The organism is Agrobacterium sp. 22-221-1, from assembly GCF_053522445.1.
Window position 1 is genome coordinate 134110 of the sequence record NZ_JBNWCL010000005.1, and the last position, 17431, is coordinate 151540.

At 60.6% G+C, this 17431-nt stretch carries 17 protein-coding genes, 1 other RNA gene and 2 pseudogenes; 14 read left to right on the forward strand and 6 right to left on the reverse strand.

From position 1 onward, the window contains the following. Positions 1–64: 64 nt before the first annotated feature. Positions 65–439, reverse strand: a transfer-messenger RNA (tmRNA) gene (gene ssrA, locus ACQZ5N_RS09670). 142 nt (positions 440–581) lie between these two features. Between ssrA and ACQZ5N_RS09675 the strand changes: the two genes are divergently transcribed. The 7 genes from ACQZ5N_RS09675 (at position 582) to ACQZ5N_RS09705 (ending at position 7072) form a co-directional block, all read left to right on the forward strand. Next, the gene (locus tag ACQZ5N_RS09675) at positions 582–890 is read left to right on the forward strand and encodes a DUF2853 family protein (RefSeq protein WP_003522365.1); all 309 of its coding nucleotides are present in this window, start codon (positions 582–584) and stop codon (positions 888–890) included. Positions 891–989: 99 nt separating this feature from the next. Further along, positions 990–1784 carry a thymidylate synthase gene (locus ACQZ5N_RS09680; protein ID WP_448732783.1) on the forward strand — a complete coding sequence of 265 codons (795 nt, stop codon included), beginning with the start codon at positions 990–992 and terminating at the stop codon, positions 1782–1784. After that, positions 1781–2308, forward strand: coding sequence for a dihydrofolate reductase (locus ACQZ5N_RS09685; protein ID WP_059756715.1), 528 nt, complete (start codon positions 1781–1783; stop codon positions 2306–2308). Before ACQZ5N_RS09680 ends, ACQZ5N_RS09685 begins: the two co-directional genes overlap by 4 nt. A gap of 143 nt (positions 2309–2451) precedes the next feature. After that, on the forward strand, positions 2452–3570 hold the full coding sequence (gene hflK, locus ACQZ5N_RS09690; RefSeq protein WP_003522368.1) for an FtsH protease activity modulator HflK: 1119 nt from the start codon (positions 2452–2454) through the stop codon (positions 3568–3570). Position 3571: 1 nt separating this feature from the next. Next, positions 3572–4495: a protease modulator HflC gene (gene hflC, locus ACQZ5N_RS09695; protein ID WP_174057047.1), complete on the forward strand. Its 924-nt coding sequence runs from the start codon at positions 3572–3574 to the stop codon at positions 4493–4495. A gap of 192 nt (positions 4496–4687) precedes the next feature. Next, complete coding sequence (locus tag ACQZ5N_RS09700; protein ID WP_003522370.1) at positions 4688–6232, forward strand: Do family serine endopeptidase; 1545 nt, start codon at positions 4688–4690, stop codon at positions 6230–6232. A gap of 90 nt (positions 6233–6322) precedes the next feature. Further along, a complete protein-coding gene (locus ACQZ5N_RS09705) occupies positions 6323–7072 on the forward strand; it encodes an SDR family oxidoreductase (protein WP_448732784.1) in 750 nt (249 codons plus the stop codon). Positions 7073–7097: 25 nt separating this feature from the next. Here the strand turns inward: ACQZ5N_RS09705 and ACQZ5N_RS09710 are convergent. After that, positions 7098–7238: pseudogene (locus tag ACQZ5N_RS09710) on the reverse strand (GNAT family N-acetyltransferase); the annotation flags it as partial. Between ACQZ5N_RS09710 and ACQZ5N_RS09715 the strand changes: the two are divergent. Further along, a pseudogene (locus tag ACQZ5N_RS09715) lies at positions 7219–7467 on the forward strand (SDR family oxidoreductase); the annotation flags it as partial. The pseudogenes ACQZ5N_RS09710 and ACQZ5N_RS09715 sit on opposite strands and share 20 nt — an antisense overlap. 25 nt (positions 7468–7492) lie before the next feature. On the opposite strand, the gene ACQZ5N_RS09720 reads toward ACQZ5N_RS09715, so the two are convergent. Continuing rightward, on the reverse strand, positions 7493–8056 hold the full coding sequence (locus ACQZ5N_RS09720; protein ID WP_020812046.1) for a GNAT family N-acetyltransferase: 564 nt from the start codon (positions 8054–8056) through the stop codon (positions 7493–7495). Then, positions 8053–8943, reverse strand: a complete 891-nt coding sequence (gene serB / locus ACQZ5N_RS09725) for a phosphoserine phosphatase SerB (protein WP_020812045.1) — start codon at positions 8941–8943, stop codon at positions 8053–8055. Before serB ends, ACQZ5N_RS09720 begins: the two co-directional genes overlap by 4 nt. Between serB and miaA the strand changes: the two genes are divergently transcribed. After that, positions 8942–9838, forward strand: a complete 897-nt coding sequence (gene miaA / locus ACQZ5N_RS09730; RefSeq protein WP_448732785.1) for a tRNA (adenosine(37)-N6)-dimethylallyltransferase MiaA — start codon at positions 8942–8944, stop codon at positions 9836–9838. The two genes, serB and miaA, sit on opposite strands and share 2 nt — an antisense overlap. 9 nt (positions 9839–9847) lie before the next feature. Here miaA and ACQZ5N_RS09735 read toward each other — a convergent pair whose 3' ends face one another. Continuing rightward, entirely contained in the window at positions 9848–11857 is a 2010-nt protein-coding gene (locus tag ACQZ5N_RS09735) for an ATP-binding protein (RefSeq protein WP_448732786.1), read from the reverse strand. A 382-nt stretch (positions 11858–12239) separates the two neighbouring features. On the opposite strand from ACQZ5N_RS09735, the gene ACQZ5N_RS09740 reads away from it, so the two are divergent. From ACQZ5N_RS09740 to ACQZ5N_RS09755, 4 genes are all read left to right on the forward strand, one after another. After that, positions 12240–14033, forward strand: coding sequence for an acetolactate synthase 3 large subunit (locus ACQZ5N_RS09740; protein ID WP_448732787.1), 1794 nt, complete (start codon positions 12240–12242; stop codon positions 14031–14033). 19 nt (positions 14034–14052) lie between these two features. Further along, positions 14053–14625, forward strand: coding sequence for an acetolactate synthase small subunit (gene ilvN / locus ACQZ5N_RS09745; protein WP_003522378.1), 573 nt, complete (start codon positions 14053–14055; stop codon positions 14623–14625). Between the two features lie 131 nt (positions 14626–14756). Then, positions 14757–15125 carry an ArsR/SmtB family transcription factor gene (locus ACQZ5N_RS09750; protein WP_031233868.1) on the forward strand — a complete coding sequence of 123 codons (369 nt, stop codon included), beginning with the start codon at positions 14757–14759 and terminating at the stop codon, positions 15123–15125. After that, positions 15118–15648 carry an SRPBCC family protein gene (locus tag ACQZ5N_RS09755; protein WP_059756730.1) on the forward strand — a complete coding sequence of 177 codons (531 nt, stop codon included), beginning with the start codon at positions 15118–15120 and terminating at the stop codon, positions 15646–15648. The genes ACQZ5N_RS09750 and ACQZ5N_RS09755 overlap by 8 nt, the downstream gene beginning before the upstream one ends. A gap of 173 nt (positions 15649–15821) precedes the next feature. On the opposite strand, the gene ACQZ5N_RS09760 is transcribed toward ACQZ5N_RS09755, so the two are convergent. After that, entirely contained in the window at positions 15822–16667 is an 846-nt protein-coding gene (locus ACQZ5N_RS09760; protein ID WP_448732788.1) for an aldo/keto reductase, read from the reverse strand. A 164-nt stretch (positions 16668–16831) separates the two neighbouring features. Here ACQZ5N_RS09760 and ACQZ5N_RS09765 point away from each other — a divergent pair, with 164 nt between their 5' ends. Then, positions 16832–17425 carry a LysE family translocator gene (locus tag ACQZ5N_RS09765; RefSeq protein ID WP_080856548.1) on the forward strand — a complete coding sequence of 198 codons (594 nt, stop codon included), beginning with the start codon at positions 16832–16834 and terminating at the stop codon, positions 17423–17425. The last annotated feature ends 6 nt before the right edge of the window (positions 17426–17431 follow it).

Consider the following 17431-nt stretch of genomic DNA (forward strand, 5'->3'; position numbering starts at 1 on the left):
AACGGAAAAGCCGATGCCGATTGCGAGTCAGCTATCATATAACCAATTCAGGCAAAATGGAGAAGGTGGAGGTTTCTGTTGCCAGGTACCTCCGAACCCCGCCTCACGGGGCTAACCGTGAGGACTTTAGAGCGGAATTCCCGCACCGCCATTAGGCAGCGAGAGCATATTCCTTAGCGTTGTTGTCGTTTGCAACTACACTTGTGACCCGATAACGGCGGTATCATGCCGAGCAAAAGTTCGATCTTTACGCCCTTGTCGATCCTATTTCGCCCCCATCAAAAGCCGGCCTTCGTTTCATGAAAGTCCGCCGGTTTTTGGTGGAGGCGCCGGGTACCGCCCCCGGGTCCAATAGGTTTATTACACCGACCGTTTATCGCCATAGCCGGGTTGCCCCGGCAAGGCTCATATAGGCGTTTCGACCGCCTGAGAAAAGGGGGGTGATGACAATTCCATGAAAAGGTTTCGTGATTGCGGCCCGCACTTTAGACAATTCTTGACGACGAGGGATTGCTGTCCCATTGTCCATGCAACCGGTCACCAGAAGCAACACCGGGCCGGGGACACACGAAGGAGTGGACATGACTGACTATCTCGCAGATGTGAAGAAATACGACGCAGCAGCCGACGAAGCCGTGGTCGGCAAGATCGTCAAGCATCTCGGCATCGCCCTGCGCAACCGGGATTCCTCGCTGGTGTCCGCTTCCGATCCGGAAGAGCTTGCACGTGTGAAGGCGAGCTGGTGCGGCAAGAAGCTCGGCGTGACCGACGGTACGGCCGATCAGGCAATCGATGCCGTTGCCAAGGCCATGGCGGCGGACCGCTCCAAATCGCGCGTGACCTTTTATTATCTGGTCGCCAAGGAACTCGGGAAACTGCAATCTCTCTGATTTTTCCTGAAAGGCGGGGATAAGCGTTTCTCCGGTGATTGGTTCTGCCGCCCTGTGCTATTATATTCCCCTGGTATCAGGGAATCGGCGGCAGAACGCATGAAACAATATCTCGATCTTCTCCGGCATGTGATGGAAACCGGCTCCGACCGTGGAGACCGCACCGGCACGGGTACGCGCTCGGTGTTCGGTTACCAGATGCGTTTCGACCTTTCCGAAGGTTTTCCGGTTCTCACTACCAAGAAGCTGCATCTGCGCTCCATCATTCATGAACTGCTGTGGTTCCTGAAGGGCGATACCAATATCGCCTATCTCAAGGAAAACGGCGTTTCCATCTGGGACGAGTGGGCCGATGAGAACGGCGATCTCGGTCCGGTCTATGGTGCGCAGTGGCGCTCGTGGCCCACACCGGACGGTCGCCATGTCGATCAGATCGCGCTTTTGATCGAGAGCCTGAAAACCAATCCGAACTCCCGCCGTCACATCGTTTCGGCATGGAACCCGGCGCTGGTGGACGAGATGGCGCTGCCGCCCTGCCATTGCCTGTTCCAGTTCTATGTTTCGGATGGAAAGCTCTCCTGCCAGCTCTATCAGCGCTCGGCCGACATTTTTCTCGGCGTGCCTTTCAATATTGCGTCCTATGCGCTTCTGACGCTGATGGTGGCGCAGGTCACCGGCCTGAAGCCGGGCGATTTCGTCCATACGCTCGGCGATGCGCATATCTATGCCAATCATTTCGAGCAGGCGAAGCTGCAGATGACCCGCATGCCGAAGGCCCTGCCGACGATGCGCCTCAACCCGGATGTGAAGGATATTTTCAGCTTTAAGTTCGAAGACTTTACGCTGGAAAACTACGAGGCCGATTCAAGCATCAAGGCGCCGATCGCGGTATGAGCGAGCCGCGTGTCACCATCATCGTTGCGGTGTCCGAAAACGGCGTCATCGGCCGCGACCTCGACATGCCGTGGAAGCTTTCCACCGACCTCAAGCGCTTCAAGGCGATGACGATGGGCAAGCCGCTCATCATGGGCCGCAAGACATTTTTATCCGTCGGCGAGCGTCCATTGCCGGGCCGCCCGCATATCATCGTCAGCCGCAATGCCGATTACCGGCCGCAAGGCGTGGATGTCGTCTCCTCGCTGGATGAGGCTTTGAAGCTTGCCAGAAGCAAGGCTGCGGAACTGGGTGTGGATGAGGTCTTCGTGGCCGGTGGCGGTGAGATTTACCGTCAGGCCATGCCCTTCGCCGATCAACTTTCCGTCACCCATGTCGCGGTAAAGCTCGATGGCGACACTTTTTTTCCGGAAATCGATCCTGCCGTTTTTGAGAAAACCGAGGAAATCCCCGCTCCCGCAGGGGAAAAGGACAATTATCCGGTTCTGTTTACCACTTATGTGCGAAGAGCCGCGTCAAAGTGAACTATTTACCCTGATTGGGTATTTAGTTACCACCTCTGCGTTGAAACGGACGCTTCTCCTTCCTATAACGGGTCGATATTCCCGCCGCACGCGAGCAATCGCTTTCGAACGGAACCGGGAGAGGCTTTTATAAAGAGGTATTGATGCCCTGGAGCAATCAGAATGGCGGCGGCGGCCCTTGGGGCGGCGGCGGTGGAGGAAACAACCAGGGCGGCGGTGGCGGCCCATGGGGGCAGGGGCCTAACCGGCCTCGCGGCGGTGGCGGCGGCAATGGCGGCCCGCCCGATCTCGAAGAGATCATCCGGCGCAGCCAGGACCGTTTCAAGAATGTGCTGCCCGGCGGCTTCAACGGCGGTGCGGTTGCCATCGTGGTTCTCGTCGTGCTGGTTTTCCTCGGCATCCAGTCCATCTATACCGTCCAGCCGGACGAGCGCGGCGTGGAGCTGCGTTTCGGACGTCCGAAGGACGAAATCTCGATGCCCGGTCTGCATTTCCATCTGTGGCCGATCGAGACGGTCGAAATCGTCAAGGTTACCGAGCAGCAGCAGAATATCGGTTCGCGCGCCTCGTCGTCTTCGTCGAGCGGCGTGATGCTGACGGGCGACCAGAACATCGTCAACGTGCAGTTCTCGGTGCTCTATACGGTTTCGGATCCGAAATCCTATCTCTTCAACGTCGACAGCCCGGCCGAAACCCTGCAGCAGGTTTCCGAAAGCGCCATGCGCGAAGTCGTCGGCCGTCGTCCGGCACAGGACATCTTCCGCGATAACCGTCAGGCGATTGCGGCGGATGTGCGCACCATCATCCAGTCCACCATGGACGGTTATGGCGCCGGCATTTCCATCAATGCCGTGGCGATCGAAGATGCGGCGCCGCCGCGCGAAGTGGCCGACGCCTTCGACGAAGTGCAGCGCGCCGAACAGGACGAAGACCGCTTCGTTCAGGAAGCCAACCAGTACGCCAACCAGAAGCTCGGCGCCGCTCGCGGTCAGGCCGCGCAGATCCTCGAAGAAGCGAACGCGTACAAGTCGCGCGTCGTCAACGAGGCGCAGGGTGAGGCGCAGCGCTTCGTCTCCATCTATGACCAGTATCGCACCGCGCCGGACGTGACCCGCCAGCGCATGTTCCTGGAAACGATGGAACAGGTCCTGAAGGGCTCCAACAAGATCATCATCGACGAGAAACAGGGCGTGGTGCCTTATCTGCCTCTGAACGAGATCATGCGCAACAATCCGGGCGCAGCACAGCAGGGAGGCAACTGATATGGGTAACCGTCTTTCTGCCATTCTCGTCGGTCTCGCCGTCGTGCTTTTCCTCGGTTACTCGTCGATCTTCGTCGTCAACGAGCGCCAGCAGGCCATCGTCGTCCGCTTCGGTGAAATCCAGGATGTGAAAACCGCGCCGGGCCTCTATTTCAAGCTGCCCTTCGCCTTCATGGATGCCGACCGGGTGCAATATATCGAGAACCGGGCGCTGCGCTTCGATCACGACAATATCCGTGTTCAGGTTTCCGGCGGCAAGTTCTACGAGGTCGATGCCTTCGTGGTCTATCGCATCACGGATGCGCGCCGCTTCCGGCAGACGGTCTCGGGTGACCAGATGTCGGCGGAATCTCGCCTGCGTACCCGTCTCGACGCCTCGCTGCGCCGGGTCTACGGTCTGCGCGGCTTCGAATCGGCGCTTTCGGACGCTCGTGCATCGATGATGCAGGAAGTGCGTGACGATCTGCGTCCCGATGCGGAATCGCTCGGCATCAGCATCGTGGATGTCCGCATTCGCCGTACCGATCTGACGCAGGAAGTCTCGCAGCAGACCTTCGAGCGCATGAAGTCGGAACGTCTGGCCGAGGCCGAACTGATCCGCGCCCGCGGTAACGAAGAGGCGCAGCGTCGCCGCGCCATCGCCGACCGTCAGGTCGTCGAGCTGGAATCCGACGCCCGCCGTCAGTCCGAAGTTCTGCGCGGTGAAGGCGATGCGGAGCGCAACAAGGTGTTCGGCGAGGCTTTCCAGCGCGATCCGAACTTCTTCGAGTTCTATCGCTCCATGTCCGCCTATGCCAATGCGCTGAACGGCAACGGCACGACGCTGGTTCTGTCTCCGGACTCGACCTTCTTCCGTTATTTCAACAATATCGACGGTGCGGCTCCTGCCGCTCCGGCTGCCCCGCAGCCAGCACCGGCGAACTGATAGCGGATAAAATGATTTTGGAGGGGCCGGTTTTACCGGCCCTTTCTTTTTGGTCCGTTTTCGTGCCAATGCTGTGGCTAAGGGCAAGGCGTCCCCCGCCTGTTCACGAAAAGGTATTTTTACACTTCATCATTCCGCCTTATGCTTTGCCGATATATGCAGGGCAAGACTATTTGAAACGCGAGGACGCTTATGGCCGTGACCCTTCTTTCGCCTTTTCGCAGCAGCATCGCCGCAGTCGCGGGCATCGCGCTTGTGGCAGGTAGCCTGACGGCACCGGTTGCTGCGAGAGCGCAGAGCCATGGGCCGGAATCGGTGGCCGATCTCGCCGAGCCGCTTCTCGATGCGGTGGTGAATATTTCCACGTCGCAGAACGTCAAGACCGAGGGCAAGGGCCCTGTTCCGCCGCGTCTGCCGGAGGGCTCGCCCTTCCAGGAATTCTTCAAGGATTATTTCGACAGCCAGAAGCCCGAGGGTGGCGAAAAGGTGAGTTCGCTGGGTTCGGGTTTCGTCATCGATCCGGCGGGCTATGTGGTTACCAACAACCACGTTATCGAGGGTGCTGACGCCATCGAGGTGATTTTCCCGAACGGATCGAAGCTCAAGGCAACGCTGGTCGGCACCGATACCAAAACCGACCTTTCGGTGTTGAAGGTGGAGCCGAAAACGCCGCTGAAGGCCGTCAAGTTCGGCGATTCGCGCAGCATGCGCATCGGCGACTGGGTGATGGCCATCGGCAACCCCTTCGGGCTTGGCGGCTCGCTGACAGTGGGTGTCATTTCCGCGCGCGGGCGTAATATCAATGCCGGTCCCTATGATAATTTCATCCAGACGGATGCGGCCATCAACAAGGGCAATTCCGGCGGTCCGCTCTTCAACATGAAGGGTGAGGTTATCGGCATCAATACGGCGATCATTTCCCCGAGCGGCGGTTCGATCGGCATCGGTTTCGCCGTGCCGACGGAGCTTGCCCAGAATATCGTCCAGCAGCTCATCGAGTTCGGTGAGACGCGTCGCGGCTGGCTTGGCGTTCGCGTCCAGCCCGTCACCGACGATGTGGCGGCAAGTCTCGGCATGGACAGCGCCAAGGGTGCGCTGATCTCCGGCGTCGCCAAGGGCGGACCGGTGGAGAACGGCCCTATCCAGGCCGGCGATGTCGTGCTGAAATTCGACGGCAAGGATATTCATGAGATGCGCGACCTCTTGCGGATCGTGGCGGAAAGCCCGGTCGGCAAGGAGGTCGATGTGGTGATCTTGCGTGACGGCAGGCAAGAGACCGTCAAGGTCAAGCTCGGGCAATTGCAGGATACGACCGACGAAAAGGCCTCGGCCGAAGATCAGCAGAGCGAAGACGGCGATGGCGGTGTGGTTGCACCGGAAGATGATGGCGGCGCCGACGATCAGGCGCAGGACCAGACGCCGGAAGTGCGCGAGGCGCCGCAGAGCGTGCTCGGCATGAACCTCGTGGTGCTGAGCAACGAGTTGCGCACCGAAAAGGGCATTGCCGAAAGCGTCGAAGGCGTGCTGGTGGCGAGCGTCGATCCGGGTTCGCCCGCCGAGCAGAAGGGTATGAAGGCCGGCGATATCATCGTCGAGGTTGGGCAGGATTTCATGGAAGTTCCGGGCGACGTGCTGGTGCGCGTCAACGGCCTGAAATCCGAAGGCCGCAAGAATGCGCATATGATGGTGGCCGATGCGCAGGGTAATCTGCGCGTCGTGGCGCTACCGCTGGAATAAGGCGCTTTCCGCCCGGTCAGGCAGGAATCGGGTGGTTGTGATCCCGGCCGCTCTCTAATTCTTGGTCTCCATCGAACGGAGGCCAAGGATATGAAATTACTCGAAAACAAGGTTGCCATCATCACCGGCGCGTCATCCGGCATCGGCCGGGCGACGGCGATGCTGTTTGCGGCCGAAGGTGCGGCCGTTGTCATCAATGCGCGCGGCGAAAAGGCCCTGCATGAGGTTGCCGCAGATATTCGTGAGGCCGGCGGCCGCGTCCACGCGGTTGCCGGCGATGCCGGTGTTGCCGAAACCCATTCGCGGTTGGCGGATGAGGCCATAAGCGTCTTCGGTGGCCTCGACATCGCCGTCAACAATGCCGGAGCGGTGGGGGCCATGAAACCGCTGGCGGAGATTTTGCCTGCGGAATGGGATCATGCGCTCAACGTCAATCTCACTTCCGCCTTTCTGGGCGCGCGCTACCAGATTCCGCCGATGTTGATGCGGGGTGGCGGTTCCATCGTCTTCACCTCGAGCTTCGTCGGCACCAGCGCCGGCATACCGGGCATGGCGGCTTATGGCGCGGCCAAGGCGGGGTTGATGGGGCTGGTGAAAGGCATCACCGCCGACTATGCGGTCAAAGGCATTCGCGCCAATGCGCTGCTGCCCGGCGGGGTCGATACACCTGCCGCGGGAGACGACGCGCAGAAGGAATGGGCCGCCGGCCTGCACGCGATGAAACGTATCGCTGAGCCGCCGGAAATTGCGCGGGCAGCGCTTTTCCTCGCAAGCCCCATGGCGAGCTTCGTCGCCGGTGCCGCTCTGTTCGCCGATGGCGGCAATGCCGCGGTGAAATGACCTTGGGAACTGGCGGGCAGGTGTCTTATCGCGCCCGCCATTCCTCCAGCGTCAGCGCATAGGTGACGTGCGGCCGCAGATGCGGATGCGTGTCTTCCGGCACGCGGGGATGGTCGAAGTCGCGGGAAGGATCGCGCTTCAGGCCGATGCGCTCCATCACCGCCGACTATGCGATCAAAGGCATTCGCGCCAATGCGCTGCTGCCCGGCGGGGTCGATACACCTGCTGCGGGAGACGACGCCCAGAAGGAATGGGCCGCCGGCCTGCATGCAATGAAACGTATCGCGGAGCCGCCGGAAATTGCGCGGGCAGCGCTTTTCCTCGCGAGCCCCATGGCGAGCTTCGTCGCCGGTGCCGCTCTGTTCGCCGATGGCGGCAATGCCGCCGTGAAATGACCTTGGGAACTGGCGGGCAGGTGCCTTATCGCGCCCGCCACTCCTCCAGCGTCAGCGCATAGGTGACGTGCGGCCGCAGATGCGGATGCGTCTCTTCCGGCACGCGGGGATGGTCGAAGTCGCGGGAAGGATCGCGCTTCAGGCCGATGCGCTCCATCACCGCCGTCGAACGGTGGTTGTTGTGGACGGCGAAGGAGACGATTTCCGGCGTTTCCTTTTCGTCGAAGGCCATGACGAGCAGCGACTGCGCCGCTTCCGTGACATAGCCGTGCCCCCAGAAGCGGGTGGCGAGCCGCCAGCCGATCTCCATGGTGCCGACCGGGAAGGGCGGATCGAGGTTCATGACGGGGGAGATGCCGCAGAAGCCCATGACCTCGCCGGTTTCACGCAGTTCCATGGCGTAAAAGCCATAGCCGCTGCCGCGGATCATGCCGTTGATGGTTTCCAGCACGGCGTCCGCTTCCGCATGGCTGCGGCGGAAGGGGAAAAACTCCATGACTTTTTCGTCGGCGTTGATTTCGCGGAACAGGTCACGGTCGCTCTCCTTCCACTCGCGCAGAATGAGTCGTGGCGTCTCTCGGATGATCATGGAGTGACAAAATCCGTCTTGCGATAGCCCTGGATGTAAAGAAGCGCGGTCAGGTCGCCATGGTCGATGCGCATCTGCGCCTCGGCGGCCACGGCCGGTTTGGCGTGCAGGGCAACGCCTGCGCCGGCGAGATGCAGCATGCCCAGATCGTTGGCACCATCGCCGACCGCCATCGCCTCTTCCGGCGAGATGCCGAGCCTTGCGGCGATATCGTTCAGCGCGTCCACCTTGGCCTGTTTGCCGAGGATCGGTTCGGCAACGGTGCCGTCAAGTTCGCCATTGGCTTCGCCGAGCAGATTGGCGCGGTCCTCATCGAAACCCAGCATGGCGGCGACGCGGCCGGTGAAGACGGTGAAGCCGCCGGAAACGAGGGCGGTGTAATAGCCCTTGGCCTTCATGGTGGCGATCAGCTCCCTGCCGCCGGGGGTAAGCGTGATGCGCTTTTCGATGACATCGTCGATAACCGAGACAGGCAGGCCCTTCAGCAGCGCCACACGTTCCCGCAGTGCGGGTTCGAAGGCGATCTCGCCATTCATGGCGCGGGCGGTAATAGCGGAAACTTTTTCCTTCAGCCCGACTTCGGCGGCCAGCTCGTCAATGCATTCCTGGCCGATCATGGTCGAATCCATATCGGCGATCAGCAGTTTCTTGCGGCGCTGATCCTGTTCCTGGATGACGATATCGACTGGCTGGCCGGCAAGCGTGGCTGCAATGGCGCTCCGCGCCTGTTCGGCTGCTGTGCCGGAAGGCAGGGCGATATCGCAGGCAATGCCATCGGCCAGCCAATAAAGGCCCGATGCGTTGACGGCTTTTGCGGCCGCCTCGCCGAGGGCCGGTGTCAGAACAGGATTTGACGGATTGGCGATAAGCGTGGCAACGAGAGCCATGATGAAAAACCTTGATGAGAATTTTGATGCGATCCTGATAACCGGCCCGACGGCAAGCGGCAAGTCCGCGCTTGCGCTTCGTCTGGCGCGGGAGCGGGACGGCGTCGTCATCAATGCCGACAGCATGCAGGTTTACGACACGCTGCGGGTGCTGACCGCGCGGCCGTCCGAAGACGAGATGGAGGGCGTGCCGCATCTTCTCTACGGCCATGTGCCGGCGAGCAGCCTCTATTCAACCGGCGAATGGCTGCGGGAGATTTCCGCCCTGCTTGCGGATTTGCGCGGGCAGGGGCGTTTGCCCGTCATCGTCGGCGGTACGGGGCTTTATTTCAAGGCGCTGACGGGTGGGCTTTCCGACATGCCCGCCATTCCCGATGACATCCGCGATGGGCTGCGTGCCCGGCTGATCGGGGAGGGGGCGGCTGCGCTCCATGCCGAACTCGCACGGCACGATCCGACCATGGCGGATATGCTGCAGCCGGGAGACGGCCAGCGTATTGTCCGGGCGCTGGAGGTGCTCAAGGCGACCGGAAAGTCGATCCGGGATTTTCAGCGCGCCAGCGGCCCGATAATCGTCGATCCCGACCGGGCGCAAAAATTTGTCGTCCTGCCGGAAAGGCCGGTGCTGCATGACCGCATCAACCGGCGTTTCGAGATGATGATGGATAGCGGGGCGGTGGAGGAGGTGCAGGCGCTTCTCGCGCTCAACCTTGCATCCGATGCCACCGCAATGAAGGCGATCGGCGTTGCCCAGATTGCCGATATGCTGGCCGGGCGCATCGGCGAGGTGGAGGTGATCGAAAAATCGGCGGCCGCGACCCGTCAATATGCCAAACGGCAGATGACCTGGTTCCGCAACCAGATGGGGGACGACTGGACACGTATCCAGCCGTGAGAGCGCCCATCAATCTTTCCGGTAGAGACTGCCGAGCGGCTTCTTCAGCAGGCTTTCGCGGAGCGAGGGACGTGCATCGCCGGGCGGTGGGCCATTCTGCGCCTGCATCTGGAAACTCGCCTTGCGCAATTCGTTGACGGCGCCGGAGGCGGCATCGGGTGCCGCCGGATTTGGCGATCCGGAGAGCGTGCGGCCGGGCAGCATGTCCGGGCGGTAGGGCTCATATCCCTCCGGTGCGGCCGTTCCCAGTTCCCGCTTCCAGCGGTCGATGTCGTCCGTCTCCCGTGGTGCGGCTGCCGGCTCCGGCAGATCGGAAAAGGCTGCTTCGACGCTTTGCTGGAAGCCGGTGATAACAGGCTTGGCTGTGGCGCGCATGCGGGTGACGATGTTGTTCAGATCGACCGTGTCAGGGGTTTCATGGTTCGTATGGCTGATGGTGCCGCTTGCTTTCGGCAATTTGGCCGTGGCCACGCGGTCGAAACGCATGCGCATCGGCACATTGACGGCCTCGCCGAAGGCGATGGCCTCGCCATTGCCGATGGAAGACAGAAAGCTGGTGGTCGAGGTCGATGCGTTCGGTACGGCGGAGAGAATGATCTTCTGGTCGATCTCGTTCGACAGCCGCATGGCGAAAACGGTCGAGCATTGCGACAGGATGGTCTGGTCCAGTTCGCTTGGCCGCTGGCTGATGACGCCGAGCGAAATGCCGTATTTGCGGCCTTCCTTGGCGATCTGGGCAATGGATTGCCGGGTGGGGAAAAAGCCGCGCTCTGGATCGGCGGGCACATAACGGTGCGCTTCCTCGCAGACGACAAGCATATGCAGCGAGCCGCGCGCCAGCACCGCCAGTTCGAAGGACATGCGGCAGAGGACGGAGACCACCGAATTCACCACTTCGGAGGGGATGCCGGAGAGCTGGAACACCGAAATCGGCTTGCCTTCCCCGGGAATGCGGAAAATATGCGCGACCGTCTCCAGAATGGTGTCGCTGATCGTATTGCTGGAGAACATGAAATTGTAGCGCGTGTCGTTGATGGCCGAGAGAATGCGGCCTTTCAGCGAACGCAGCGCGGGTTTTTCGCCACGCCCTTCCAGCCGGCCGATACGCTCGTCGATGAGGGCGAGAAGATCGGCCATGCGATAGGGCACCGGCGTATCCGGCGTGATCGCGCTCTTGTCGGACGTGCGGCGCACGGCGGAACCCTCGGTGCCGCGAAATGCCTTTTTCGCTTCCGGAACGAGGTCGCGAAGGACATCCATTTCTTCCGGCACGGGCTTGCGGCCGCGGAAAATCACTTCCGCAAATTCCTCAAGGCGCATCAGCCAGAAGGGAAGATCCAGCGTATCGGTGTCGATGACGACCGAATGATCGGGAAAGGCGGCCGCGAATTCATTGTGCGGATCGAGAATGAGGACACGCAGCTTCGGGTCGGTCTCGATCGCCTTTTTCAGAAGGAGCGAGACGGCGGTGGTCTTGCCCACACCCGTCGAGCCGACGACGGCGAAATGTTTGGCGAGCATCTGGGGAATGCTGATGGTGGCGTTGATCGTGTCGTCCTGCGTCAGCCTGCCGATCGTGCAGGCGTCGCGCTTGCCGCTGTCGTAAATCTTGGCAAGATCGCTGGTGCGGATGCGATGCGCCACTGCACCGAGATAGGGGTAACGGGAAATGCCGGTGGAAAAGCGCTCGCTGCCGTCCTCGGTGCGATAGACTTCGCCCACCAGTTCAACCTCGATCAGCAGCCTGTTCGGCCTGTCCGCCGCCCAGTAGTCCTCGCCGGTTCGCATGGAAAAGACCAGCGCCGCCACACGGCTCGTACCCATTTCGATGGAGATCAGGCGTCCGACGGACCAGAGCTGCGAGACATCGGTGGTGCCGGGTTCCGTTTCGGCGGCGATGGTGGCATGCGCACCGTTACAGGCGATGACGCGGCCCAGCATGCGGTTCGCCGGCTGCTGGCCGGATCGCCGTTCGTTTTCGTCCATGCGGGACGCATTATGAAACGTGTCGTTACTCACATTTTTTCCCGGTACATGCGGATGATCGCGGTGGTTCGGGCAGTATCTGCGTTCTCGATATTAAAAGATTATGCTTAACAACATGTGTATCGGCTGCGTTCGAAAATTTCGCCGAAGCAGCCTTTCGGGTAATAAAAGAAGGCGGTGGCGATTTTTTCCCGCAATATGCGTTGACGGCTGGCGCTTTTGTGGCTAACACTCCGGCCCATGAAAAATCTTAACGTACTTATCGTGGTGGGACGGCGCATGGGCAGGATGGTGTAACCATCCGGCGAAAGCACCCATGCGCTGAACGAGGCTCCTCTAGGGGCCTTTTTTTATGTCTTCAAACAGGCCCTCGGGCTCCTCGATATCCAAAGCCAAAGCGGGATGGAAACAGGCAATGACGGATAAGGACAATACGGAAAACAGCAATCGCATGACAGGTGCGGAGATCGTTCTGCAGGCGCTGAAGGATAATGGCGTCGAGCACATCTTCGGTTACCCTGGTGGTGCCGTGCTTCCGATCTATGACGAGATTTTCCAGCAGGAAGACATCCAGCACATTCTCGTGCGCCACGAGCAGGGCGCCGGCCATGCGGCCGAAGGTTATGCCCGTTCCACCGGCAAGGTCGGCGTCATGCTCGTCACCTCCGGCCCCGGCGCGACCAATGCGGTCACGCCGCTGCAGGATGCGCTGATGGATTCCATTCCGCTCGTCTGCCTGTCCGGCCAGGTTCCCACCACGCTGATCGGTTCCGACGCGTTTCAGGAATGTGATACCGTCGGCATTACGCGCCCCTGCACCAAGCACAACTGGCTGGTCAAGGACGTCAACGAACTGGCGGGCATCATTCACGAGGCTTTCCGCATCGCGCAGACGGGTCGTCCCGGTCCTGTCGTCGTTGATATTCCGAAGGACATCCAGTTCGCCACCGGCACCTATACGCCGCCTTCCGCTTCCGTTCAGCAGAAGAGCTACAAGCCGAAGGTTCAGGGCGATCTGAACGCCATTCATGCGGCCATCGAGCTGATGTCGAAGGCGAAGAAGCCGGTTTTCTATACCGGCGGCGGCGTCATCAATTCCGGCCCGGAGGCAACCCGTTTGCTGCGCGAACTGGTCGAGCTGACCGGCTTCCCGATCACCTCGACGCTGATGGGTCTCGGCGCTTATCCGGCTTCCGGCAAGAACTGGCTCGGCATGCTGGGCATGCACGGTTCCTACGAAGCCAATATGACGATGCATGATTGCGACGTTCTGGTCTGCGTCGGCGCGCGTTTCGACGACCGAATTACCGGCCGCATCAATGCCTTCTCGCCGAACTCGAAGAAGATCCATATCGACATCGACCCGTCCTCGATCAACAAGACGGTTCGCGTCGATGTTCCTGTTATCGGCGATGTCAGCCATGTTCTGGAGGATATGGTTCGCCTGTGGCGCGCTCTGCCGAAGAAGGTTGAGAAGGCGCAGACGGCCGACTGGTGGGCGCAGATCGAGCGCTGGCGCGCCCGCAATTCCTTCGCCTACAAGAATTCCAACGATGTCATCATGCCGCAATATGCCTTGCAGCGGCTCTATGAGGCGTCGAAGGGCCGCAACACTTACATTACCACCGAAGTCGGCCAGCATCAGATGTGGGCGGCGCAGTTCTTCGGTTTCGAGGAGCCGAACCACTGGATGACCTCGGGCGGTCTCGGCACCATGGGCTATGGCCTGCCGGCGGCCATCGGCGTTCAGGTCGCGCATCCGGACGCGCTGGTCATCGATATTGCCGGCGACGCCTCGATCCAGATGTGCATTCAGGAAATGTCCTGCGCCATCCAGTACGGTCTGCCGGTGAAGATCTTTATCCTCAACAACCAGTATATGGGCATGGTGCGCCAATGGCAGCAGCTGCTGCATGGCAACCGCCTGTCCAATTCCTATACGGAAGCCATGCCCGATTTCGTCAAGCTGGCGGAAGCCTATGGCGCGGTCGGCATGTATTGCGACGATCCGAAGGAACTGGACGACAAGATTGCAGAAATGATCGCGGTCAAGAAGCCGGTCATTTTCGATTGCCGCGTCGCCAATCTTGCCAATTGCTTCCCGATGATCCCGTCTGGTAAAGCCCATAACGAGATGCTGTTGCCGGATGAGGCGACGGATGAAGCGGTTGCCAACGCCATTGACGCCAAGGGCCGTCAGCTAGTCTGAGCCGGGAGAGGAAAAGGACATGAACGCACACCTACAACCCACCGGCTCGGCCTATTTCATCCAGAAGGAAACGGCTGCCGTCGAAAATCACACGCTGTCGGTTCTCGTCAGCAACGAGCCGGGCGTTCTCGCCCGGGTCATCGGCCTGTTCTCCGGCCGCGGCTACAACATCGAAAGCCTGACGGTTTCGGAAACGGAACATGAGGCGCATCTGTCGCGCATCACCATCGTTACGCGCGGCACACCCATCGTGCTGGAGCAGATCAAGGCGCAGCTTGAGCGGATCGTGCCGGTGCACCGGGTTCTCGATCTCACCGTTCGCGCCCGCGAACTCGGTCAGGAGCGGCCTATCGAGCGCGAAGTGGCGCTCATCAAGGTCGCCGGTTCCGGCGAGGACCGCGCTGAGACGCTGCGCCTTGCCGATGCGTTTCAGGCCAAGGTAGTGGATGCGACGGTGGAGCATTTCATCTTCGAGATCACCGGCAAGTCGTCGAAGATCGACCAGTTCGTGGCGATCATCAAGCCGCTCGGCCTGATCGAGATTTGCCGCACCGGTATCGCGGCGATGAATCGCGGCCCGCAGGGGATGTAACCTCCATATCCGGAGCATATGTTGGAATATAAGCCCGCGGTTCGCCGCGGGTTTTTTTATGGCTTCGTCCGGATCGGCAGACATTCAACCATATGGTTGACTTTCCGCATTGACAGTCTATATTCAACAACATGGTTGAATTATCCGCTTCACATCTCGATACCGTCTTTCATGCCCTTGGCGACGCCACGCGGCGCACGATGCTACGCGATCTTTCCCTTGGTGAGCGAACGGTGAGCCAGTTGGCCCGGCCGTTCGACATATCGCTCGCCGCCGCCTCGAAACATATCAAGGCGCTGGAAAATGCGGGGCTTATCCGCCGCGAGGTGAGGGGGCGCATCCATGTCTGCCGTCTTGCGCCGGAACCCTTGGCAGAGGCGCATGAATGGCTCGATTTCTACCGACAGTTCTGGGGCAGCCGCCTCGATATTCTTGAGCAAATGCTCAGGGAGGATGATCAGGGAAAAATCCCTGCAGATGGAGGAAATGACAATGGCTGATATTGCAATGCCTGACGCCTATGGCCGTCTTGTCGAACCGACGACCCTGAAGATCGAACGGCTGCTGCCGGGGCCGATCGAGCGGGTATGGGCCTATCTGACACAAAGCGAGCTTCGCCGTCGCTGGCTGGCTTCCGGCGAAATGCGGCTTGCGCCCGATGCGCCGTTCGAACTCGTCTGGCGTAACGATGAGCTTTCCGATCCGCCGGGCCGTCGCCCGGAAGGCTTTTCCGAAGAGCACAGGATGGCGTCCCGCATCATCACCGTCGTTCCGCCGCACCGCCTTGTCTTCAGTTGGGGCGAGGGCGCGGAGGTGTCCATCGAGCTTCAGGCTCTGGGCAAGGACGTGCTTCTGACGCTGGTTCATCGCCGGCTTGCGGATCGCACGACCAAGCTCAATGTCAGCGCCGGCTGGCACGTGCACCTCGATATTCTCGCTGCCCGGCTTCAGGAAGAGGAGCCGGAACCCTTCTGGGATACCTGGCTGGGGCTGAAAGAGGAATATGAACACCGCATACCGTAATGAAGCGCGGTGCGTTCTCATGGTCTGACGGCGCGGCTTGCCGCGCCGTTTCTTCCGGTCCGTGCCTGATGTCGCATCCCCGCACAACGGGCCTGCTTTTCGGCGTGGCGTTCACATTCCGATTCAATCGCTTGAGCGATTGATTCCGAAGTGTTTCGTAACTCTCTGTTACCTCACAGCATTTCCAACGCGGTCTTGCGCGTCGGCGGCGGGAAGACGGCGTCCAGCGCCGCCCAGTCTTCCTCGGTTATTTCAAGATCGGTCGCGCCGCGATTTTCCTCGACGCGGGAAACGCTGGCGGATTTCGGGATGGCGATGACGCCGTCCCTCTCCAGAAGAAAGGCGAGCGCCAGTTGCGCCGGTGTCGCCTGATAGGCCTTGGAGATGCGGATGAGTTCGTGGTTCTTCAAGATGCGGCCCTGCTCGATGGGGGAATAGGCCATCAGCGGCACGCCGCGCTCCTGGCACCAGGGCAGCAGCGAAAACTCCGGCCCACGTCGGGACAGATTGTAGAGCACCTGATTGGCGGCGCAGTTCTTGCCGCCGGGAACCGCGAAAAGCTCCTCCATGTCGTCGGTGTCGAAATTGGAGACGCCCCAGTCGCCGATCTTGCCGTCGCTCTTCAGCCTTTCGAAAGCCGCCACGGTTTCCGCAAGCGAATGCTCGCCGCGCCAGTGCAGCAGATAGAGGTCGATATGGTCGGTGCCGAGCCTTGCAAGGCTGCGCTCGCAGGCCTCCGCCGTGCCTCTTTCGCTGGCGTTCCAGGGATAGACCTTGCTGACCAGAAACACGTCCTGTCGACGACCGGCGATGGCCGCGCCGACCACCTCTTCCGATCTGCCGTCCGCATACATTTCCGCCGTGTCGATCAGCGTCATGCCGAGATCGATCGCCTTGCGGATGCTTTCGACCTCCTGCGGCGCGGATGATCTCGTCTCCCCCATGTTCCAGGTGCCGAGGCCAAGGGCGGGAACCTCTTTTCCGGAGGGCAGGGTGACGGAAGGAATATCGTCATACATGGGTTCGCTCCAGCGGTTGGTAGTCGGACAATAGAACTTTGTTCCGACTTCTCAAAGCCGGCATGGAGAGGATCGATCCATCAAAAAAATTGACCACGGCCATCGATCCGGCGGGGTGGCCTGATGTTGGTCCGGCGGATAGGATTTCGGCTCAAGGAGAAATCATGACTGTCGAAACTCTTGTCGCGCTGGTGCTGTTTGCCTTCACCACATCCATCACGCCCGGCCCGAACAATATGATGCTTTTTGCCTCCGGCGTGAATTTCGGATTCCGCCGCACCATCCCGCATATGCTGGGCATCGGGGCGGGGTTCCTGTCGCTGCTGATCGGGGTCGGCTTCGGTCTCGGCGCGTTGTTGCATTCGGTGCCCGTGCTTTACACCGGGCTGAAATTCGCAGGCGGGCTCTATCTCGTCTGGATTGCGTGGAAGATCGGCACCTCCCGCAGCCTGAGCGAAGGTTCGGCCGCATCGGAGCCGATGAGTTTCCTTGCCGCGGCCGCCTTTCAGTGGGTCAATCCCAAGGCGTGGGTGATGGCGGTGACGGCGATGGCGACCTATACGGATGAACGGCAATATTTCCTCACCGTGCTTGTCGTCGGTGTGGCCTTCGCCGCGGTCAATCTTCCCAGCGTTTCCACCTGGGCCGGTTTCGGCTCGGCATTGCGGGAATGGCTGGCGGTGCCGGTCCGGCTCAAATGGTTCAATATCACCATGGCCGTGCTTCTCGTCATCAGCCTCTGGCCGATGCTGAAATAACGGTCT